General features: G+C 64.3%; 18 protein-coding genes. 12 read left to right on the top strand and 6 right to left on the bottom strand.

The annotated features are described in order from the left end of the window. Window positions 1-76 precede the first annotated feature (76 nt). A complete protein-coding gene (argE, locus tag AC1D2O_RS31800) occupies window positions 77-1,285 on the bottom strand; it encodes an acetylornithine deacetylase (protein WP_478088336.1) in 1,209 nt (402 codons plus the stop codon). 101 nt (window positions 1,286-1,386) lie between these two features. Between argE and AC1D2O_RS31795 the strand changes: the two genes are divergently transcribed. The 3 genes from AC1D2O_RS31795 (at window position 1,387) to AC1D2O_RS31785 (ending at window position 4,968) form a co-directional block, all read left to right on the top strand. Next, window positions 1,387-2,589, top strand: a complete 1,203-nt coding sequence (locus AC1D2O_RS31795) for a glycerophosphodiester phosphodiesterase (protein WP_478088335.1) — start codon at window positions 1,387-1,389, stop codon at window positions 2,587-2,589. Window positions 2,590-2,659: 70 nt separating this feature from the next. Next, window positions 2,660-3,874: a M20 aminoacylase family protein gene (locus tag AC1D2O_RS31790; protein WP_478158488.1), complete on the top strand. Its 1,215-nt coding sequence runs from the start codon at window positions 2,660-2,662 to the stop codon at window positions 3,872-3,874. Further along, window positions 3,871-4,968 carry a M14 family metallopeptidase gene (locus AC1D2O_RS31785; RefSeq protein ID WP_478158487.1) on the top strand — a complete coding sequence of 366 codons (1,098 nt, stop codon included), beginning with the start codon at window positions 3,871-3,873 and terminating at the stop codon, window positions 4,966-4,968. The genes AC1D2O_RS31790 and AC1D2O_RS31785 overlap by 4 nt, the downstream gene beginning before the upstream one ends. 276 nt (window positions 4,969-5,244) lie before the next feature. Here AC1D2O_RS31785 and AC1D2O_RS31780 read toward each other — a convergent pair whose 3' ends face one another. Beyond that, window positions 5,245-6,369 (bottom strand): ABC transporter substrate-binding protein, encoded by a 1,125-nt coding sequence (locus AC1D2O_RS31780; RefSeq protein ID WP_478158486.1) that lies wholly within the window; start codon window positions 6,367-6,369, stop codon window positions 5,245-5,247. Between the two features lie 73 nt (window positions 6,370-6,442). On the opposite strand from AC1D2O_RS31780, the gene AC1D2O_RS31775 reads away from it, so the two are divergent. Together AC1D2O_RS31775 and AC1D2O_RS31770 are read left to right on the top strand one after the other, a co-directional pair. After that, entirely contained in the window at window positions 6,443-8,503 is a 2,061-nt protein-coding gene (locus tag AC1D2O_RS31775) for a molybdopterin-containing oxidoreductase family protein (protein WP_478090778.1), read from the top strand. Then, window positions 8,500-9,603, top strand: a complete 1,104-nt coding sequence (locus tag AC1D2O_RS31770) for an aminopeptidase (RefSeq protein ID WP_478090779.1) — start codon at window positions 8,500-8,502, stop codon at window positions 9,601-9,603. Before AC1D2O_RS31775 ends, AC1D2O_RS31770 begins: the two co-directional genes overlap by 4 nt. Before the next feature lie 232 nt (window positions 9,604-9,835). On the opposite strand, the gene AC1D2O_RS31765 is transcribed toward AC1D2O_RS31770, so the two are convergent. The 4 genes from AC1D2O_RS31765 to AC1D2O_RS31750 form a co-directional block, all read right to left on the bottom strand. After that, complete coding sequence (locus AC1D2O_RS31765) at window positions 9,836-10,090, bottom strand: acyl-CoA-binding protein (RefSeq protein ID WP_478090780.1); 255 nt, start codon at window positions 10,088-10,090, stop codon at window positions 9,836-9,838. 69 nt (window positions 10,091-10,159) lie between these two features. Then, on the bottom strand, window positions 10,160-10,996 hold the full coding sequence (locus AC1D2O_RS31760) for a hypothetical protein (protein WP_478090781.1): 837 nt from the start codon (window positions 10,994-10,996) through the stop codon (window positions 10,160-10,162). Between the two features lie 17 nt (window positions 10,997-11,013). After that, on the bottom strand, window positions 11,014-11,688 hold the full coding sequence (locus AC1D2O_RS31755; RefSeq protein WP_478090782.1) for a TetR/AcrR family transcriptional regulator: 675 nt from the start codon (window positions 11,686-11,688) through the stop codon (window positions 11,014-11,016). A 104-nt stretch (window positions 11,689-11,792) separates the two neighbouring features. Continuing rightward, window positions 11,793-12,248 (bottom strand): phasin family protein, encoded by a 456-nt coding sequence (locus AC1D2O_RS31750; protein WP_478090783.1) that lies wholly within the window; start codon window positions 12,246-12,248, stop codon window positions 11,793-11,795. 161 nt (window positions 12,249-12,409) lie between these two features. On the opposite strand from AC1D2O_RS31750, the gene rfbB reads away from it, so the two are divergent. From rfbB to AC1D2O_RS31715, 7 genes are all read left to right on the top strand, one after another. Continuing rightward, window positions 12,410-13,489 (top strand): dTDP-glucose 4,6-dehydratase, encoded by a 1,080-nt coding sequence (gene rfbB / locus AC1D2O_RS31745; protein ID WP_478090784.1) that lies wholly within the window; start codon window positions 12,410-12,412, stop codon window positions 13,487-13,489. Continuing rightward, complete coding sequence (gene rfbD, locus AC1D2O_RS31740; protein WP_478090785.1) at window positions 13,486-14,376, top strand: dTDP-4-dehydrorhamnose reductase; 891 nt, start codon at window positions 13,486-13,488, stop codon at window positions 14,374-14,376. Before rfbB ends, rfbD begins: the two co-directional genes overlap by 4 nt. A 17-nt stretch (window positions 14,377-14,393) precedes the next feature. After that, the gene (rfbA, locus tag AC1D2O_RS31735; protein WP_478090786.1) at window positions 14,394-15,281 is read left to right on the top strand and encodes a glucose-1-phosphate thymidylyltransferase RfbA; all 888 of its coding nucleotides are present in this window, start codon (window positions 14,394-14,396) and stop codon (window positions 15,279-15,281) included. A 41-nt stretch (window positions 15,282-15,322) separates the two neighbouring features. Continuing rightward, entirely contained in the window at window positions 15,323-16,330 is a 1,008-nt protein-coding gene (locus tag AC1D2O_RS31730; protein ID WP_478158485.1) for a GDP-mannose 4,6-dehydratase, read from the top strand. Window positions 16,331-16,357: 27 nt separating this feature from the next. Beyond that, window positions 16,358-17,074, top strand: a complete 717-nt coding sequence (locus AC1D2O_RS31725) for a sugar phosphate nucleotidyltransferase (protein WP_477650660.1) — start codon at window positions 16,358-16,360, stop codon at window positions 17,072-17,074. A 3-nt stretch (window positions 17,075-17,077) separates the two neighbouring features. Further along, a complete protein-coding gene (locus tag AC1D2O_RS31720) occupies window positions 17,078-18,004 on the top strand; it encodes an NAD-dependent epimerase/dehydratase family protein (protein WP_478158484.1) in 927 nt (308 codons plus the stop codon). 86 nt (window positions 18,005-18,090) lie between these two features. Continuing rightward, window positions 18,091-21,328, top strand: a 3,238-nt coding sequence (locus AC1D2O_RS31715) for a glycosyltransferase (RefSeq protein WP_478158483.1), incomplete at its 3' end; no start/stop codon positions are given.

The raw sequence follows: 21,328 nt of genomic DNA, 5'->3' as shown, positions 1-21,328 counted from the left end.
GGGTGCCTGGCCTCGAGCGCGGTCGCCAGCGCGTAGAGCAGCGCGGCGGCGCCCAGCAGGGCGAGCGCGACGCGTTTCAGCGAATTTCCTCGATGTTCGCCAGCCCCCGCAGGAACTGCTCGCAGCGGGCCAGCTGCTCCAGCGTCACGAACTCGTCGGGCTGGTGCGCCTGCGTGATGCTGCCGGGGCCGCAGACCACGGTCGGGATGCCGGCATTGCGGAAGATGCCGGCCTCGGTGCCGAAGGCCACCAGCGTGGTGCCCGGCTCCTTCGCCAGCCGCTGGGCGAGGCGGGTCACGGGCTCGTCGGCGGAACTCAGGAAGCTCGGGATCTCGCAGATGGTCTCGAAGCGGAAGCCGGCATCGGGCGCGATCTTCTTCATGGCCACCTCGGCGCGGCCGGCGTAGGCCAGGATCTCGTCCTGCATCCGCTGCGCATCGGCGGTCGGCAGGTTGCGGAATTCATAGCGGAACTCGGCGTCGCGCGGCACCACGTTGTCGGCGATGCCGCCGTGGAACTGGCCGACGCTGGCGGTGCTGAAGGGCACGTCGAAACCGGCGTAGCGCGGCTCCTTGCGCTCGAAGTCCTCGGCCATGTCGCGCAGCTTGCCGACCACGCGTGCCGCCATCTCGATCGCATTGACCGACTGCGGCGTGAGCGACGAATGCGCCTCCTTGCCGCGCACGCAGCACTTGTAGCGGTAGACGCCCTTGTGGGCGATGGCCGGCACCATCAGCGTCGGCTCGCCGACGATGCAGGCCAGCGGCTTGATGCCCTGGTCCTTCATGTCGGCGATCAGCTCGCGCACTCCGAAGCAGCCGACCTCCTCGTCGTAGCTGAAGGCGAAATGCACCGCGAAGGGCGAGTCGCTCTCGATGAAGCGCTCGGCATTGGCCAGCGCGATCGCGATGAAGCTCTTCATGTCGGCCGCGCCACGGCCGTAGAGGCGCGGCTGGACGTGCGCGGCGTCGGCATCGGCGTCGTCGCTCGGCCAGTCCTGCACGATCGCCGAAAGCGGGTCGACGCTCCAGTCCTGGCCGTCCCACGGCACGGTGTCGGTATGGCCCGAGACGATCACGCCGGCCTTCTTGCCGGCGCCGAGCGTGGCGAACAGGTTGGCCTTGGTCTTGTCGGCGTTGTAGGTCAACCGGCTGCGGATGCCCAGCCCCGCCAGGTGGTCGCGTGCGAAGTCGATCAGCTCGAGATTGCTGTTGGCGCTGACCGTGTTCATGCGCACCAGCGTCTGCGCGAGTTCGAGGCTGCGGGGGGAGAGCACGTGTGGCATGCGGGGCATTGTCCCGGAAGTCGGGGCTGGCGTGCCGGCGCCGCCGAAGTGTCATGGCGCAGGAGTAGGCTGTGCGGTCGCATTCACCAAGGAGAAGAACCATGACATCCAGCCAGACCCCGATCGCAGCCGGCACGCTGGCCGCTGTGCTTTGCCTTGCGGGCTGCAGCGCGCCGGGCGGCAAATCCACCTCCGGCCTGCCGACGCTGGACGGCCAGCCGCCGCTGGTGGTCGCGCACCGCGGTGCTTCGGGCTATCTGCCCGAGGAGACGCTGGAGGCCTATGCGCGCGCGATCGAACTGGGTGCCGACTACATCGAGATGGACTTGGTCTCGACCAAGGACGGCGTGTTGATCACGCGCCACGATCCCAACCTGGCGATCAGCACCGACGTCGCCAGCCGGCCCGAATTCGCGGCTCGCAAGAAGACCATCCAGGTCGACGGCGAAACGCAGACCGGCTGGTTCAGCAATGATTTCACCTTGGCCGAGATCCAGCGGCTGGGGGCCATCTCTACCGATGCCGAGCGTCCGCGGCAGTTCAATGGCCAGTACAAGGTGCCGACCTTCCAGCAGGTGATCGACCTCGCGAAGGCCAAGTCGCGCGAAAGCGGCCGCACCATCGGCATCTATCCGGAGACCAAGAACCCGACCTACTTCCGCGACCTGGGCCTGCCGCTCGAAGACAAGCTGATCGCGATGCTCGAGGCCGCCGGCTGGAACAACAAGGGGGCGCCGGTGTTCGTCCAGTCCTTCGAGCCCGGCAGCCTCAAATACATGAAGGCCAAGGGACTGAAGACCCGCGTCGTCCAGCTGATCGATGGCGATGGCATCGACATGAAGAGCGGCGCGATGACCTATGCGGTGCCGGTCGATCGTCCTTACGAATGGACCAAAGCAGGCGACCGGCGCAATTTCGACGTGATGGTGACGCCCGCAGGCCTGGCCGAGATCAAGACCTATGCGGACGGCATCGGCCCCTGGAAGCGCTACATCGTGAGCATGAAAGGCACCATCGGGCCCGATGGCAAGCCGGTGGACGTCAATGGCGACGGCAAGATCAACGATGCCGACGCCACCACCCTTGGCCCGACCCCGCTGGTCGCCGACGCCCACAAGGCCGGCCTGTTCGTCCATCCTTTCACCTTCCGCAACGAATCGCGGCGGCTGCCGGCGGACTACAAGGGCGATCCGTCGAACGAGTACCTGGTGTACTACCGGCTGGGCGTGGACGGCGTCTTCACCGATTTCACCGATACGGCACTGGCCGCGCGCGCAGCGTGGCTGAAACAGCAAGTGCGTTGAATCGTCAGTCGCGCGGCCCCACGCGGCACGCTCTTTGCGGGCTCCATCCGCAAAGTCTAGACTCGTGTCCATGAAACTCATCGATTCCCTGGTCACCCAGGCGGCCGGCATCGCCGCGGTCCGGCGCGACCTCCATGCCCATCCCGAACTCTGCTTCGAAGAAGTCCGCACCGCCGACGTGGTGGCGGCCAAGCTGACCGAGTGGGGCATCCCGATCCACCGCGGGCTCGGCACCACCGGCGTGGTGGGCATCGTCAAGAACGGCACCAGCGAGCGCGCCATCGGCCTGCGCGCCGACATGGACGCGCTGCCCGTCACCGAACTCAACACCTTCGCGCACGCGAGCAAACACCACGGCAAGATGCACGCCTGCGGCCACGACGGCCACACCGCGATGCTGCTGGCGGCGGCGCAGCATCTGGCGAAGCACCGCAACTTCGACGGCACGGTCTACCTGATCTTCCAGCCGGCCGAGGAGGGCGGCGGCGGCGCGCGCGAGATGGTCAAGGAAGGATTGTTCGAGCAATTCCCGATGGAAGCCGTGTTCGGGATGCACAACTGGCCCGGCATGAAGGCCGGCCAGTTCGCGGTCAGTCCGGGTCCGGCCATGGCCTCGAGCAACGAGTTCGTGATCACGGTCCGCGGCAAGGGCGGCCACGCCGCGCTGCCGCACACGGGCATCGATCCGGTGCTGGTGGCGTGCGAGATGGTGCAGGCCTTCCAGACCATCCTCACGCGCAACAAGAAGCCGACCGACGCCGGCGTGATCTCGGTCACGATGATCCACGGCGGCGAGGCCAGCAACGTGATTCCCGACACCTGCGAGCTCAAGGGCACGGTGCGCACCTTCTCGCTGGAGGTGCTGGACCTGATCGAGGCCCGCATGAAGACCGTCGCCGAGCACATCTGCGCGGCCCACGAGGCGCAGTGCGACTTCCACTTCCACCGCAACTACCCGCCGACCATCAATTCGGCCGCCGAGGCCAATTTCGCGCGCCGCGTGATGGCCGGCATCGTCGGCGAGGAGAACGTGCTGGTGCAGGAGGCCGCCATGACGGCCGAGGACTTCGCCTTCATGCTGCTGGCCAAGCCGGGCGCCTATGCCTTCATCGGCAACGGCGACGGCAGCCACCGCGCCATGCAGCACGGCGGCGGCCCGTGCCTGCTGCACAACGCGAGCTACGACTTCAACGACGACCTGATCCCGCTGGGCGCCACCTGCTGGGTGCAGCTCGCCGAGCAGTTCCTGAACGGACCCCGGCTCTCCGAAGGGGGCGCGGCATGATCGGCGTCGGTGAGGCTTTCTCGCCGCGCTATGCCCAGGCGCGGCAGAAATTCCTCCAGGGCTGCGCCGAAGCCGGGCTCGCGGTGCGCTCCCACGTCCACCCCTTGAAGGGACGCGATGGCGAAGAGCTCGCGATGGACGTGGCGCTCGACGGCGATCCGCAGGCCGAGCGTCTGCTGATCCTGACCAGCGCCTGCCACGGGGTCGAGGGCCACTGCGGCAGCGGTGTGCAGGTGTTCGCGCTGCACGATGCCGAATGGCGCGAGAAGGCGAAGGCGCAGGGTGTGGCCGTGCTGTACGTGCATGCGCTCAATCCGCATGGTTTCTCGCATGGCCGCCGCGTGACGAACGAGGGCTGCGACCTGAACCGCAACTTCTTCGATTTCGCTCAACCGCTGCCGGTGAACGAGGCGTACGCCGAACTGCACGCGCTGCTGCTGCCCGAACAGTGGCCGCCCTCCGCCGCCAACGAGGCCGCGATCACGGCCTGGATCGAAAAGAACGGGGCGACCGCCTACCAGGCGGCCGTGACCCGCGGCCAGTACCAGTTCGAGGACGGCCTGTTCTTCGGCGGCAAGGCCCCGACCTGGAGCAACAACACCCTGCGCGAGGTCTTGCGCACCCAGGTGCAGGCGGCGCGCCAGCTGGCCTGGATCGACCTTCACACGGGGCTGGGTCCCAACGGCCTCGGCGAACGCATCTTTTCCTGCCGGGACGACAAGGCCGCCTATGCGCGCGCCAACGCGTGGTGGGGCACGCCGGCCGCACCCGTGACCTCGATCTACGACGGCTCGTCGACCTCGGCCTTCCTGACGGGGCTGATGTGGGGCTCGGTCTACGAGGAATGCCCGCAGGCCGAGTACACCGGCATCGCGCTCGAATACGGCACCGTGTCCGTGATGGAGGTGGTGGGTGCGCTCCGGGCCGACCATTGGCTGCACAAGCATCCGGAAGCCCCGGCCGATCTGGCGGCGTCGATCCGCTCGAAGATGCTGGAGGCCTTCTACACCGACACCGATGCCTGGCGCGGCCAGATCATCAGCCAGGCCCGCCAGGCCATGTTCCAAACGGTGGATGGGCTCTCCCCGAGGTAACGGGCTCGCCCCCCAGGTTGCCCCGCACTTCGTGTCGGGGCGCCCACCCCCCTACCGGGGGGCGCAGCCAGCGGCCCGGCGAAGCCGGTTCCGCGGCTGCCCACGAACAGGCGCGCTGCGCGCAGCCGTCGAACAACCACAGCGCCCATTGTTTTTGGCCGGCGCAGCCAGGCCCGTTGGTGGAACACCGCGGAACCGGCTCTGCCGGGCCGCTGGTGTTGCCCCCGGTAGGGGGTGGGCGCCCGGACACGAAGTGCCGGGCAACCTGGGGGCGAGCTACGTTCTTATTCGGCCGTCGCCGGTGATCATCGACAGCTCGACGAACCTCGACGCCACGTGGTTGCGTGGCGAGAAAGAGACCTCGAAGCCGCCGAACTGCTGCCGGTCGATGCTCTCGAGACCGGCGATCAGCCCCTCGCGCGTGGCCTTGCCCGGTGCCCGGCGCAGGCCTTCGACCAGCACCTTGGCCGCCAGATAGCCCTCCAGGCTGGAGAAATTGGCCTTGGTGGCGCTGCCGCCCTTGCGCAGCGCCTCGTTGAATTCGCGCGTGATGCCGTTGGCCGCGTTGTAGGGCGACGGGACGACCTGCGTCACGACCACGCCGGCCCCATCCCTGCCGAGCTCGTCGGCCAGCGCCTGCGTGCCGACGAAAGAGACGTTGAAGAAGGTCCCGCCATAGCCCGCCCTGCGCGCCTCGCGGATGAAGGCGGCGCAGGACTTGTAGGCACTGACCTGGACCACCGCATCCGGCTTCGCGGCCGCGATGGTCCTGGCCGCGGCGGCCACGTCGACCGAGTTGCGCTCGACCGTGGCCAGCGCGGCCGGCTTCAGGTCCAGCTGCGCCAGCGCCAGCGTCACGCCGTCGAGGCCCGCCTTGCCGTAGGCGTCGTTCTGGTAGAAGACCGCGATCTTCTTCAGCCCCAGGTGGGTGAGCTGCTTGACGATCAGCGCGGTCTCGTCGTTGTACGAGGCGCGCAGGTGGAACACATTGCGCTGGAACGGCTCGCGCAGCGCCATGGCGCCGGTGAAGGGCGCAACGAACGGGATCTTCGCGTTCACCGCCAGCGGCAGCGCCGCCAGGCTGGTCGGCGTGCCGATGTAGCCGAACAGCGCGAAGGCCTCGTCATCGATCAGCTTCTTCGTGTTGGCGGCGCAGCGATCGGGCTCGTAGCCGTCGTCCAGGAACCTGATCTGCACCTCGCGGTGGCCCGGCTGCGCGTTGTACTGGTCGAGGAAGAGCTTGGCGCCCTCGTAGAACTGGATGCCGAGCTGCGCCGCCGGTCCGCTGAAGGGCGCCGACTGGCCCAGCACGATCGGGCTGTCGCTCTGCGCCCGCGCGAAGCGGAAGCCGCCGAGCGCCGCGGCACCGGTGGCGATCGAAAAGTGCCTGCGATGGATCATCCTGAAAACCCCTTCGCCCGCGTTCGCGGCGTACAAACTAGACTCGCCCGTTGGTCCTCGCCCCGGTCGAATCATGACTTTCCACACTCCTGCAAATCCCGTGACCCAGGTGCTCGGCGCCTGCCCGCACGACTGCCCCGACACCTGCGCCCTCGTCACCACCGTGCAGGACGGCGTGGCCATCAAGCTGCAAGGCAATCCCGAGCATCGACACACCGCGGGCGTGCTCTGCACCAAGGTCTCGCGCTACATCGAACGCAACGACCATGCCGAGCGCCTCGTGCAACCTCTGAAGCGCTCGGGCCCGAAGGGCAGCGGCCGCTTCGAGCCGGTGAGCTGGGACGCGGCGCTCGACGACATCGCCGCCCGTCTCCAGGTGCTCAAAAGTAACAATCCCGAAACGATTGTGCCCTACAGCTATGCCGGAACCATGGGTCTGGTGCAGGGCGAATCGATGGACCGTCGTTTTTTCCACAAGCTCGGCGCGTCCCTGCTGGACCGCACGATCTGCTCGACCGCCGGGGGTGAAGCCTTAAGCTTTACGTTGGGCGGAAAGGTGGGCATGCGGGTCGAGTTCTTCGCGGAAGCGAAGCTGATCCTGATCTGGGGCAGCAACTCGATCGCGAGCAACCTGCACTTCTGGCGCCACGCCCAGGCCGCCAGGCGCGCCGGCGCGCGGCTGGTGTGCATCGACCCGCGCAAGACCGAGACCGCCGACAAGTGCGACGAGCACGTGGCGCTGCTGCCCGGCACCGACGCGGCGCTGGCGCTGGCCCTGATGCACGAGCTGATCGTGAACGACTGGCTCGACCCCGACTACATCGAGCGCCACACCGTGGGCTGGGACCGGCTGCGCGAGCGCGCGCTGCAATGGCCACCGGCCCGGGCTGCCGCGGTCTGCGGGGTGCCCGAGGCGCAAATCGTGGCGCTGGCGCGCGCCTACGGCACCACCCAACCGGCCGCCATCCGCCTCAACTACGGCATGCAGCGCGTGCGCGGCGGCGGCAACGCGGCACGCGCCGTGGCCTGCCTGCCGGCACTGGTCGGTGCCTGGCGCCATCGGGCCGGCGGCCTGCTGCTGAGCAGCTCGGGCCTGTACCCGGTGAACCGGGCGGCCCTGCAGCGGCCCGACCTGCTGGCCGGCCGGCGGCCGCGGACCATCAACATGAGCACGATCGGCGACGCGCTCGCCGACACCGCGAATCCGATCGAGGCCCTGATCGTCTACAACAGCAACCCGGTCGCGGTCGCGCCCGACTCGGGCAAGGTGGTGGCGGGCTTTGCCCGCGAGGATCTCTTCACCGTGGTGCTGGAGCAGTTCCAGACCGATACCGCCGACTACGCCGACTACGTGCTGCCGGCCACCACGCAGCTCGAGCACTGGGACATCCACACCAGCTATGGCCACACCGACGTGCTGCTGAACCGGCCGGCGATCGCGCCGCGCGGCCAGGCCCGCAGCAACACCTGGGTATTCCGCGAGCTGGCCCGCCGCATGGGCTTCGACGAACCCTGCTTCTCGGACGACGACGAGGCAATCTGCCGCAGCGCCTTCGCCGCCGACGTGGTCGATTTCGGGCAGTTGCAGGCGCAGGGCTTCACGAGCCTCAAGCTGGCCGATGCGCCCTACGCCGAAGGCAATTTTCCAACGCCATCGGGGCGCTGCGAATTCTTCAGCGAGCGGCTGGCGGCGACGGGCCAGGATGGACTGCCCGACCATGTGCCCAACTACGAGCCGGCAGGCAGTTCGAAGGCGTTCCCGCTCGCGATGATCTCGCCGCCCGCGCGCAACTTCCTCAACTCGAGCTTCGTCAACGTGCGCAGCCTGCGCGCGATCGAGGGCGAGCCCCTGCTCGAGATCCATGAAGCCGACGCGGCGGCGCGCGGCATCGCCGACGGCGCCACGGTGCGCGTCTTCAACCGGCGCGGCGAGCACCGCTGCCGCGCCGAGGTCTCGCGCCGCGCCCGTCCGGGCGTGGTGCACGGCCTGGGCATCTGGTGGCGCAAGCTCGGGCTGGACGGCACCAACGTCAACCAGCTCACCAGCCAGCGGCTGACCGACATCGGGCGCGGGCCCACCTTCTACGACTGCCTGGTCGAGGTCGAGGCCGTCGCCGAAGCGGTCACGCCATGAGGCCCGGCCGGCGCGGCGCGGCGGCGCTGGCGGTGCTCGCCGCTGCGGCGCTGCTGGCGGGTTGTGCCGACCTCGGCTACTACTGGCAATCGGCCAGCGGCCACCTGGGGCTCATGCGCGCCGCCCGTCCGGTGCCGCAGTGGCTCGAAGACCCGGCCACCTCCGAGGCGCTCAAGACCAAGCTGGCGCTCACGCAGCGCATCCGCCAGTTCGCGGTGGCCGAGCTCGGCCTGCCCGACAACGCCAGCTACAAGTCCTATGCCGACCTGCACCGCAACGCCGCGCTCTGGAACGTGGTGGCCGCGCCGCCGCATTCGCTGACGCTCAAGACCTGGTGCTTCCCGGTCGCCGGCTGCGTCGGCTATCGCGGCTACTACGACGAGGCGGCCGCGAAGGGCGAGGCCGCTGCCCAGGAGGCGCGAGGCCTGGAAACCGCGGTCTACCCGGTGCCGGCGTACTCGACCCTCGGCTGGATGAACTGGGCCGGCGGCGACCCGCTCCTGTCGACCTTCATCGGCTATCCGGAAGGCGAACTGGCGCGCCTGGTGTTCCACGAACTCGCGCACCAGGTGCTGTATGTGCCCGACGACACCATGTTCAACGAATCCTTCGCCACCGCAGTGGAGCGTATCGGCGGCGCGCGCTGGCTCAAGACCCAGGCCACCGAAGCCGCGCGGGTGGAGTACGCGCAGTTCGACGCCCGGCGCCAGCAGTTCCGGGCGCTGACGGCCGAAACGCGGCGTGCGCTGGAAAAGGTCTATGCCTCCCGGGAAGCCAAGGCGCAGGACTGGCCGGCGGTCGACGCCATGAAGAAGTCCGTGATGGAGGATTTCCGCCAGCGTTACGCGGTGTCGCGTGCCGGCTGGAGCGGTCCGCGCCAGGGCGCCTACGACGGCTGGGTGGCGCGGGCCAACAACGCGACCTTCGGCGCCCAGGCCGCCTACGACGAACTGGTGCCCGGTTTCGAGGCGCTGTTCGAGCGCGAAGGCGAGGACTGGCCGCGCTTCTATGCCGCCGCCAGGCGGCTGGCCGAGCTACCCCAGGCCGAGCGCCGACAGGCGCTCACGACATCCGCGCAACCCGTAGCGAGCCTTCGTTGAGCGCAAGTCGCCGTTGGCCGGCGCAGCCAGGCCCGTTGGTGAAACACCGCGGAACCGGCTTTGCCGGGCCGCTGGTGTTGCCCCCGGTAGGGGGTGGGAGGGCTACACGAAGTGAGCCCGACCTGGGGGCGAGCAACAGTGCCACCGCGGAACCGGCTTCGCCGGGCCGCTGGTGTTGCCCCCGGCAGGGGGTGGGAGGGCTACACGAAGTGAGCCCGACCTGGGGGCGAGCCTATCTCAGTGATTCGATCAGGTCGATGTACTGTTGCTTCGCCTCGTCGGGGCTGAGGCCCTTGCGCGCGGTCCAGGCATCCCACTTGGCACGCGCCACGATGTCGCTGAAACTGGGCTTTTTCTCGCTGTTGTCGCCGGCCGTGGCCTGCTTGAACAGGCCGTAGATCTTCAGCAGGGTGGGATTGTCCGGGCGCTCTGCGAGCAGCTTGGAGTTGGCTTGGGCGGTTTCGAACAGGGTGTTCAGGTCGGACATGAAAACGGGGGCTTGGAAAGGGAACGAAACGCGATCTTAAGTGACGGTGCCGTTTAGAAACCCAGAGGTTCAGTCGATCAACCCCGCGCGCGCCAGTTCGACGTCGAGCTTCTCGCGTGCGTCGGCCGGTTCGAGTCGGGCCGCCTTCTCGTAGAGCCGGGTTGCGTCGCCCATGCGCGAGTCGCCATGCAGCATTAGCAGGCCGCGGGCGTATTCCATGAGCGCGCCGGCCGAGTGTGGGTTGAGCTGGAGCCCGCGCTCGAACAGCGCGACCGCGGTGTCGGTCCGAACGCCGTAGGTCATGCGCCCGACCAGCGAGCCGACCTTGTCGATCACCTCGGCATGGAAGGCGGCCAGTGCCACATGGGCGTCGGCATGCAGCGGCCGCAACTCGATCACGTGCTCCAGCGCCCCCTTGACCTTGGTCCCCAGGCCCTGCGCCAGCGCCCGTGCGACGCTGATGCCCTGGCTGTAGCGTCCCAGCGCATAAGCCTGCCAATAGAGCGCCTGGCAGTTGTCGGGATCGGCGGCGATTTGCGCGGTGGCGCGCTCGGCCACCTGCTTGAACAACGCCAGCCGCACGGATTCGCGGGGCTCGAGGTAGTTGGCGTAGATGGCCGTCGCCTGGTTGGCGAGCGCCAGGCCCTCGTGGCCGTGCGCCAGGCCGAGGGCGGCGGCGCGCTCGAACTCGCCGCTGTGGTAGGCCGCCCAGCCGTCCGCCAGCGGGCCTTGCTCGGGCGGCGAGACGCCCTGGCCCGCATGCAGCCGGGGCCAGTGCAGGTGCAGGTCGGCGGCACTGAAACGGGGCGCATCGGGGTAAGGCAGCCGGGTCCAGGCCCACGGTCCGGCCGCGTCGGGGTCCGCGGGCGACAGCAGCGAGAGCGGTTCGAGGTGCGGTGGGTTCATTCGAAAAAAATGAGAAGTCAGGCCGTCGCAGGTTGATCTTCGCCGGCATAGGCGGTGCTGAGCGTCAGCAAATGCCGCCGTTGTTCCGTCGCCAGGTAGGGCGCCAGCAGATGCAGCGTGTGATGCGCGCCGCGCAGCAGGGCGCCCTGAGCGTGGGCCGGCTCCAGCGCCTCGCGCGGGTTGCGAACGTATTCGTAGCTGAGCCAGTAGGTCAGCACCACCACCATGCTCTGCGCCAGCGTGTCGACCTCGCGCGCATCGATGTCCAGGTGCCCGGCGCGGCCCAGGCCGGCGAGCAGGACGCGAATGGCGCGCACCTTGTGCTTGAGCACCAGCTGGAACTGGGTTTCGAGATGCCGGTTCTTGCTCAGCAGGTCGTTCAGGTCCCGGTAGAGGAAACGGTAGCGCCAGATCAGCTCGAACAGGCTGTGCATGAAGAACCAGGCGTCCTCCACGTCGTGCACGCCTTCGCTCGCGTGCAGGAGTTCCAGCAACTCGGTCTCGTAGCCTTCGTAGAGCCGGTTGATCAGCTCGTCCTTGGCGGGATAGTGGTAATAGAGATTGCCGGGGCTGATGTTGAGTTCGCCGGCCACCAGGGTGGTCGAGACGTTCGGTTCCCCGAACCGGTTGAACAGGTCAAGTGCGGCTTCGAGGATGCGTTGCGCAGTTCGGCGTGGCGCTTTCTTGGCCATGTCGTAGCCCCGGTTTGTCTCGTTGGAACACTCTAGCGCAAGTCCAAGGGGCGCGGGGAGGGGGGCGGCACCTGCTGGGTGCCTTCCAGGGAATCAGCTCGGGGTCAGCTGGCGTCGCCGGGCTTGTGTCGTTGGGAGGGTTTGCGGGGAATGGCTGCGCGTGCGGTGGCGCCAGCGCCGCCCTGACGTTTCAGCTGCGCCTCGAGCGCCTCCACCCGGGTCCGCAGCGCCTCGACTTCCTGAGCCGACGGCACGCCGAGCTTCTCGAGGGCCCGAGCGACCCGGTCCTCGAAGATGTTCTCGAGCTTGCCCCAGCTGCCCGCGGCCTTGGTTCCGAACTCGCTCGCGAAACCGGCCATCCGCGCCTGGGCCTGTGCCAGCGTCTCTTCCGCGGCCTGCTGGGTCTTCTTCTGCACGCCCGCGCCGTCCTTCACGAGCGCTTCGAAGGCCTTGCTGCCTTCCTGCTGCATCTTGGCGAAGGCGCCGAGCCCGGCCAGCCAGATCTGCTGGGCGGAGTCCTTGATGCGGTCGGTGGGCTTTTCGTCGTCTGGGGTCGGCATGGGTGATCCTTGGTGTGGCACTGCGACTCTAGCCGCGGTGTCGGGACGGATGTAGAGGCTAAGTTCTAGCTTCGAAGGGAAACTTTCACAGATGGGATAATCCCCGGTTCGCGCGCCGGTAGGCGACATTCGTACATCTGACTAATAACGAGGGACCCTCAATGATCCTGGTAACCGGGGGCGCCGGCTTCATCGGTGCCAATTTCGTTCTCGACTGGATTGCGCAAGGCAACGAGGCCGTCGTTAATCTGGACAAGCTGACCTACGCCGGCAACCTCGAGACGCTGGCGTCCCTCAAGGGCAATGCCAGGCACGTCTTCGTTCAGGGCGATATCGGCGACAGCGCCCTGGTCGGCCGGTTGCTGGCCGAGCACAAGCCTCGGGCCGTCGTCAACTTCGCCGCCGAGTCGCATGTCGACCGTTCGATCCATGGCCCGGAAGACTTCGTCCAGACCAACGTGCTCGGCAGCTTCCGGCTGCTCGAGTCGGTCCGGGGCTACTGGGGCACCCTCCCTGCGGAGCAGAAATCGGCTTTCCGCTTCCTTCACGTCTCGACCGACGAGGTGTACGGGTCGCTCTCGGCCACCGATCCGGCCTTCACCGAAGAGAACAAGTACGAGCCCAACAGCCCCTACTCGGCCAGCAAGGCGGCCAGCGACCATCTGGTGCGGGCCTGGCACCACACCTACGGCCTGCCCGTTCTCACGACCAACTGCTCGAACAACTACGGGCCCTTCCATTTCCCCGAAAAGCTCATCCCGCTGATGATCGTCAACGCGCTCGCCGGCAAAGCACTGCCGGTGTACGGCGACGGCATGCAGGTGCGCGACTGGCTCTATGTCAAGGACCATTGCAGCGCGATCCGCCGCGTGCTGGAGGCCGGCCGGCTCGGCGAAACCTACAACGTCGGCGGCTGGAACGAGAAACCCAACATCGAGATCGTCAACACGGTCTGCGCGCTGTTCGACGAACTGCGTCCGCGCGCCGACGGCAAGAGCTACCGCGAGCAGATCACCTACGTGACCGACCGCCCCGGGCACGACCGCCGCTACGCGATCGATGCGCGCAAGCTCGAGCGCGAACTGGGCTGGAAGCCGGCCGAGACCTTCGATACCGGCATCCGCAAGACGGTCGAGTGGTATCTGGCCAACGGCGAGTGGGTGGGCAACGTGCAGAGCGGCGCTTACCGCGAATGGGTGCAGAAGCAGTACGACGCTGCGCCCGCGAAGGCGGCGGCATGAAGCTCCTGCTGCTCGGCAAGAGCGGGCAGGTGGGCTGGGAGCTGCAGCGCAGTCTGGCGCCGCTGGGCGAACTGGTGGCGCTGGGCTCCGCCAGCACCGATCTGCATGCCGATTTCAGCCACCCGGAGCAATTGGCCGAGACGGTGCTGAAGGTGCGGCCCGACGTGATCGTGAATTCGGCCGCGCACACCGCGGTCGACAAGGCCGAGAGCGAGCCCGAGTTCGCGCGCAAGCTGAACGCGACGTCACCCGGCGTGGTGGCGCAGGCGGCGCAGCAGATCGGCGCGCTGATGGTGCACTACTCGACCGACTATGTTTTCGACGGCAGCGGCAGCAGGCCCTGGCGCGAGGACGACCCCACCGGGCCGCTCAGCGTTTACGGCAGCACCAAGCTCGAAGGCGATCGGCTGGTCGCGCAGAACTGCGCGCGCCACCTGATCTTTCGCACCAGCTGGGTCTATGCGGCGCGCGGCGGGAACTTCGCCAAGACCATGCTGCGCCTGGCCAGGGAACGAGACCGGCTCACCGTGATCGACGACCAGTTCGGCGCGCCGACCGGCGCCGAGTTGCTGGCCGATGTCACGGCCCATGCCATCCGGGCGACGCTGAGCGACCCGGCCAAGGCGGGGCTCTATCACTTGGTGGCTGGCGGCGAGACGACGTGGCATGGCTATGCGCGGTTCGTCCTGCAACAGGCGCAAACGGCAGGCGTGGCCCTGAAGGCATCGCCGGCAGCCGTCGAGGCGGTGCCGACGAGCGCGTTCCCCACGCCGGCGGTACGCCCACATAATTCCCGGCTGAACACCGACAAGCTGCAAGCCGCTTTCGGGCTGAAGCTGCCGCACTGGCAGGTCGGCGTGGCGCGCATGCTGGCCGAGACCCTGTAATTCCACGATCCAAAAGAATGACCCAACGCAAAGGCATCATCCTGGCCGGTGGMTCCGGCACCCGGCTTCATCCGGCCACACTCGCGATGAGCAAGCAGCTCCTGCCGGTGTACGACAAGCCGATGATCTACTACCCGTTGAGCACGCTGATGCTGGGTGGCATGCGCGACATCCTGATCATCAGCACGCCGCAAGACACGCCGCGATTCCAGCAGTTGCTGGGCGATGGGAGCCAGTGGGGCATCAATCTGCAGTATGCGGTGCAGCCGAGTCCGGACGGGCTGGCACAGGCCTTCATCATCGGCGACAAGTTCGTGGGGAATTCGCCGAGTGCGCTGGTGCTGGGGGACAACATCTTCTACGGGCACGACCTCGAGAATCTGCTGAGCGATGCAGACTCGAACGCAACCGGGGCGACGGTGTTTGCGTACCACGTTCAAGATCCCGAACGCTATGGTGTGGTGGCCTTCGATGCGAATGGAAAGGCGAGCAGCATCGAGGAGAAGCCGGTCGAACCCAAGAGCAGTTATGCGGTGACCGGGCTTTATTTTTACGACAGTCGGGTGATCGACATTGCCCGGGCGGTCAAGCCGAGCGCGCGCGGTGAACTGGAGATCACTGCAGTCAATCAAGCCTATCTGGACCTCGGCAAGCTGAATGTCCAGATCATGCAGCGCGGCTATGCATGGCTTGATACGGGCACGCACGAAAGCTTGCTCGAAGCGAGTCAGTTCATTGCGACGCTGGAGCATCGGCAAGGTCTGAAGATTGCTTGTCCCGAAGAGATTGCATGGCGGCACGGCTTCATCGATGACCAGCAGTTGGCGAGTCTGGCTCTGCCGCTTCAGAAGAATGGGTACGGGAAATACCTCAACCGCCTGTTGAGCGACAAGATCCGCTCCTGAACACTTCTGCCACCACGATTTTCTTACCTCAAGTACAAGCTATGCAGTCATCTTCAAATAGTGTCATCCCCGGCCAAAAGTATCTGGTTACGGGCGCAGGCGGATTCATTGGCAGTCACCTCGTTGAGGCGCTGGTTCGCGCTGGCGCGGACGTTACGGCGATGGTTCGCTATGGTTCTGCCTCCAGTTGGGGAAATCTGGAATTCGTTGCCGACGACATAAAGGGAAACTTCCGCGTCGTGGCTGGGAACATCGACGACGGAGATTTCGTCTTTCATGCGATGCAAGGCATCGACACCGTTTGCCATCTTGCCGCGTTGATCGCAATTCCATACTCGTACGTGGCGCCGCGAAGCTATGTCCGCACGAATGTCGAAGGAACGCTGAATGTTCTGGAGGCGGCACGCCGGCTGTCGGTGCGCCGCGTCGTGCACACTAGTACGTCGGAGGTCTATGGAACAGCGATGCGTGTTCCGATCGACGAATCGCACCCGCTGCAGGGCCAGTCCCCCTATTCGGCTTCGAAGATCGGCGCCGACAAGATGGCAGAAAGCTACTACCGGTCTTTCGATACCGGGGTCGTAACGCTGCGGCCCTTCAACACGTTCGGGCCGAGGCAATCAGCCAGAGCCTTCATTCCTACCATCATTTCGCAGGCGCTGACGCAGGACGAGATCAAGCTTGGATCTCTGACTCCGGAGCGCGACATGACATTCGTCACCGACACTGTCGCTGGCTTTGTTGCTGCCGCGGTGAYGCCGGGGATCGAAGGTGAAACCATCAATCTGGGCACGGGCTCCACGTTCACCATCGGTCATTTCGCGGAGCGGATTCTTCGATTGATGGGCGTCGAAAGGAAAATCGTCGCCGACGCGGCGCGCATGCGTCCCGAGAAGAGCGAAGTGCTCAAACTCGTTTCGGACAATTCCCTTGCCGCCAAGGCCATGGGATGGAGTCCCAAGGTAGATCTGGACGAAGGCCTTTTGCAGAGCATTGACTTCGTGCGCAAGAACATTCACCTGTATCGGCCGACGGTCTACACCGTCTAAAAGCCTTCCTGTTCTGGGGTGTTAAAAATGAAAGCAGTCATCATGGCCGGGGGCAAGGGAACGCGATTGCAGCCCTTCACGGCGTCGTTTCCGAAGCCTCTCATGCCGCTGGGCGATATGCCCGTGTTGGAGCTTCTATTGCATCAACTTCGTCGTGCGGGAGTTGACGAGGTGTTCCTCGCGGTCAATCACTTACATCACCTGATTCGCGCCTTCTGCGGTGACGGTTCCAGGTTCGGCCTGAAGATTGACTACAGTCTTGAGGATAGCCCGCTGGGAACAGCCGGTCCCTTGGGGACGCTGTTGCAAAAAGTCGGCGAAAACTTCATCGTCACGAACGGTGATTTGCTCACGACATTCAACATTGAAAAGCTGATCCAAACGCACTCGGAGCGGCAGTCGGACGCAACGATCTGCGTCTACGAGCGCGAGGTCAAAATTGACTTCGGGCTCATTCAGGTCGACTCGGACATGAACCTCAAGGGGTATCTGGAAAAGCCGATGAGCAAGCACCTGGTCAGCATGGGCCTCTACGTRCTCAATCGCGATGCCATTGCCCCTCACGTCCAGGCTGGCGTCCATTTGGACATGCCGGATCTGTTGATGAAACTGCTCAATGGCGGCAGGAAAGTGCACTGCCATCAACAGGCGGAGAGCTTCTGGCTCGACATCGGTCGCCCAGACGACTATTCAACTGCTCAGAAGATGTTCGACGAGAACCGCGAGCTCTTCCTGCCCGCGTAGGCCATGCGCGTACTTGTCACGGGGGCCAGTGGATTCCTGGGCCGCGCGGTTCTCGAAGAACTGCGTGCGCGCGGACTTGATGCCATCGCGGTGAGCAGGCGCGAGCGCGCGGCCGTGGCTGGCGAGCAGTGTCGCGTGCTCGAATCCCCTGAGGATGCGATTGCGGTGCAAGACCTGCTCCGATCGGTTGATCCTGAGTTTGTCATTCATCTTGCTGGCATATCTTCCGCCGGCAACTATGCGGATTTGTACGGAGCCAACGTCGTTTTCGCGGCAAATCTGCTGGATGCATCGCTTGCCATGTCGCGCAAGCCACACGTGCTTCTGGCTGGAAGCGCCGCAGAGTATGGACCGGTCCCGGAGGCGCAACTTCCCGTCAGGGAAGACTTTTCTTGCCGGCCCAACACCGCATACGGCATCAGCAAACTCGCTCAAACCGGCCATGCACTTTCTGCCAGGATGCGCGGGCTGCCCGTCGCGGTTGCCCGGCTTTTCAATCCCATCGGGCCCGGCATGCCGAAGTCACTGGCGTTGGGGAGTTTTGCACACCAGATCGCAATGATGGACGAACGCGGCGGTGTGCTGACTACCGGAGATCTTGATGTCGTGCGGGACTTCATGGACGTCCGGGCTGCCGCAAGTCTTTTCGTGGCGCTCGCATTGAAGCACCAGGGCTCGGTCGACATCGTCAATGTATGTACCGGCAAGGGTCTTCGATTGCAGGAATTGACCGAGAGTTTGATCGAGATCTCGGGGATTCCGGTGGAATTGCAGTGTGACGCGTCCCGGCGTGGCAACAGTGACGTGCGTTCGTTCATTGGAGATCCGACCGAACTGCGGTCACTCGGTCTGACTCCTTCATCTCCCGACATCCGTCCCCTCCTGGAAAGCATCCTGAGAAGCGCTCGACTCGAGGTCAGCGCAGACTGAGACGGAGCGAGTCTCTCGATGACTGCGTTCATCGAGAGAACTTCCTTGGCTTTCCCAATACTGAAAACACGATTGAACCCCCTCCCATGATTTGTAACGCCTGTTCCGGGACAGATTTCAAGCATTTCTCCATTCGAGGGGATGGCGTCGAGATAAAGCAGTGCACGTATTGCGGTCTGGGTGTCGTTGCTCAACTTCCCGAAAGCACGGAGGAGTACTACGACGACAACTACTACGTGGAGGGAGGCAACAGCGGCTATGAAGACTACAGCTTCATGGCAGAGCATGGCCTCGGATGGACCGCGGCGCTGGTGAACCTGTTGTGCAGCCGGGGGCGAATCCTCGATATTGGCTGTGCCGATGGGTACTTGCTGGAGAAATTCGGGCCTGAGTTCGACAGGTTCGGAGTCGAGGTCAACGCGAAGGCTGCGGCGGAGGCTGGTGGGAAGGGTATTCAGATACTCGGCCATGACCTGTTGTCTCCCGAACTGGTCAAGCAGTATCGATCTGAGTTCGACGTCGTGACTTCGATCGCGGTCTTTGAACATCTGCTCGACTTTCGACAAGGATTCGAGGCTGCAGTCGCGATGCTCAAGAGCGACGGATTCCTGCTGTTCGAAGTGCCGGTGATGTCTCCCTCCGGCAACAACGTTGCTTGGATGCAAAGCTCTTTCGAGCATATCTACTATCCCACCGAGAAGTCGATCCGCTATATCGTCGAAACCGTCCTCGGCTGTCAGTTGGTGGGTTCGGAACTCGTCATCAAGGACTATGCCTCGACCTACGTTGGGTTGGTGACAAAAGACCCAGCGCAATCGGAACGCGTGCGGGGAGTCTTTGACCGACTGATGGCGGCTGATCTTGACAGCGTATCCAACGAAGAGGCTCGGGCTGCGACGCACTTGCATCTCCTGCACGCCGGGCATGCGTCCGATGTATTCGTCAAATCCCTAGCGAGACTTCCCAGCCGCGACATGACGCCTCCGCTGGTTGCGCGGATTGCCCAACTCTGGTCCTTTGATCTTAGAAGGCTGGATTCGAGAGCGGAGCAGATCGACAGAGCGGCTCAGGAGGTAGATCGCCTTAGAGCAGATCTCGAAGCGGTTCAACACGATGCGCGACTCAATGCGGAGCGGGCAACCGAGGCCCTGACCTTCGAAATCAGGCGTGGTGCCGCCGTCGTGCGCAAAGATGCGGCGCTTCGCAAGAAAATCTCTGCCGCTGAAACCAGAGCCGCGGATCAGGAGGCGTATGCGTCTGATCTGATGAACCGCCTAGCTGCGATTGAGCAAAGCACCACCTGGCGGGCTACTGCGGCTTTGCGCAGGGCGAGCCGCCGCTACCCGCGACTTGCAAAGCGAACCGGGCAATTGGCGAAGCTGATCTGGTGGACGGCCAATGGCACTTTAGGTGACCATGTTCGAGAGTTCAGACGCCGGCGCGCAGCGGCGCACCCAGCCTCAGCGACTGTGAATGCCGATCAGCAGCGGCTGCTTCGCAAAGTGAAGTTGATGACTGAAACATGCGTCGTTGCCGACTTGGTTCCTTTGCCGGAAGGGCTCGACTGGCCAGATGACCGCCCACTCGTGAGCGTGGTGATCCCCTGTTTTAATTATGGCCATCTGGTGTCGGAAGCTATTCGATCGGTGGAAGAGCAAACCTTCCCGGATCTGGAAATCATCGTGGTGGAAGGCGGTTCCAGTTCGGCTGAGTCTCGTCAGCAATTGATCGAAGCCGTGGAGAAAGCATCTTCCCGTGTGAGGCTGTTGCTGCAAAGCAAGCCGCATCGCGCGGGAGCGAACCGGAACTTCGGCATCAGCCACGCTCGCGGCAAATACATCTGTTGTCTTGACGCCGACGATCGCCTTGCGCCGACCTACATCGAGAAGGCTGTCTTCGTGATGGAAAGCGCTGGGTACGACGTAGTCTCTCCTGGTCTTCAATTTTTCGGAAACAAGTCGGATGTGTGGATGCCGCATGAGCAACCGACGTTGAACATGCTGATCGAAGGAAACCAGGTGGTGACCTGTGCGGTGTATCGCAAGACCTTGTGGCAAGAGGCCGACGGCTATCGAGATTCAGACCCGAAAACAGGTCACGTGCATGAAGATTGGCTGTTGTGGGTTCGTTTGGCTGCACTTGGCGCCCGCTTCATCAATATTCAGGAACCGCTCCTTCACTACCGCAGTCACGGTAGCACGCTGAGTAACAGCGAGTCGGTCCTGGATAACGATGCCCAGAAGCTCTTGATCCGACAATTCAACGCGGATGTGCTTACCGACGAAGCCTTTGAACGCGCGAGGCGGAGTAGCGCTTCGCCGCCGCCCCGAAGATTTAAATTGCTTGGGGATCTGAAACACAATCACGAGGTGGCGCGGACTAAAGGACCGACATTGCTGTTCGCAATGCCATTTCTAATTCTGGGTGGCGCAGAGCGACTTCTCAGCGCCGTTGTCGCAAATCTCTCGAAATGCGGTTGGCGCGTGATCATTTTAACAACCGTCCCGGTTGATCGATCTCACGGCGACACGACGTCCTGGTTCGAAAGTTCTACGGCTGAAATATTCCATCTTCCACGTTTTTTGAAAACTGAATGCTGGAAGGATTTCGTTGATTACGTATTTGCCACTCGCAAAATAAATCTCCTTTGGCTTGTTGGGAGCTCGTTTTTTTACGACTATTTGCCGGCACTTAAGCTTAGGCATCCGGAGTTAAAAATTGTCGACTTGCTTTTCAATACGATAGGTCATACCGAAAACAATAGAAGATACAGCTACTGTATTGATCTTACATTCGTGGAGAATACGGAAGTTAAAAATTGGTTGATGAATGCAGGTGAGTTGCAGAATAGAATTTGCTGCGTTGAAAGTGGCGTGGATCTAGAAGAGAACGCTCCCGCAACGGAAAGCACGAAGTCGCTGGAGAAACTTGGAATTCCAAGTGGGACTACCGTGGTCGGATTTTTTGGGCGATGGTCAGAAGAAAAAGATCCGCTCGGATTCGTTGAAATTGCCAAGCGCGTGCCATCGAAATCCGACGTGACATTCATCATGACTGGCGCGGGACCGATGGAAGCTGCGCTGCGGGAGGCAATATCGGCGGCGGGGTTTCCGGTCAATCGGTTTCTTCTTCTGGGCTCGGTGCCTGACGTCAAACCCTATCTTCGGGCCTGCGACATTTTGGTGCTTCCCTCCCGTTTGGATGGACGCCCCAATGTGGTCATGGAGGCTCTCGCAAGTGGAGTTGCGGTCGTGGCTTCCCGGGTCGGCGCGCTTCCGGAGATGTTCGATGAGGAGCACCAGGGATATCTATGCTCTCCCGGTG

The sequence above is a fragment of the Variovorax sp. P1_G12 genome (assembly GCF_056405555.1).
The sequence above is the reverse complement of the archived record's forward strand: the minus strand, read 5'-3'. Positions and strand labels throughout refer to the sequence as shown.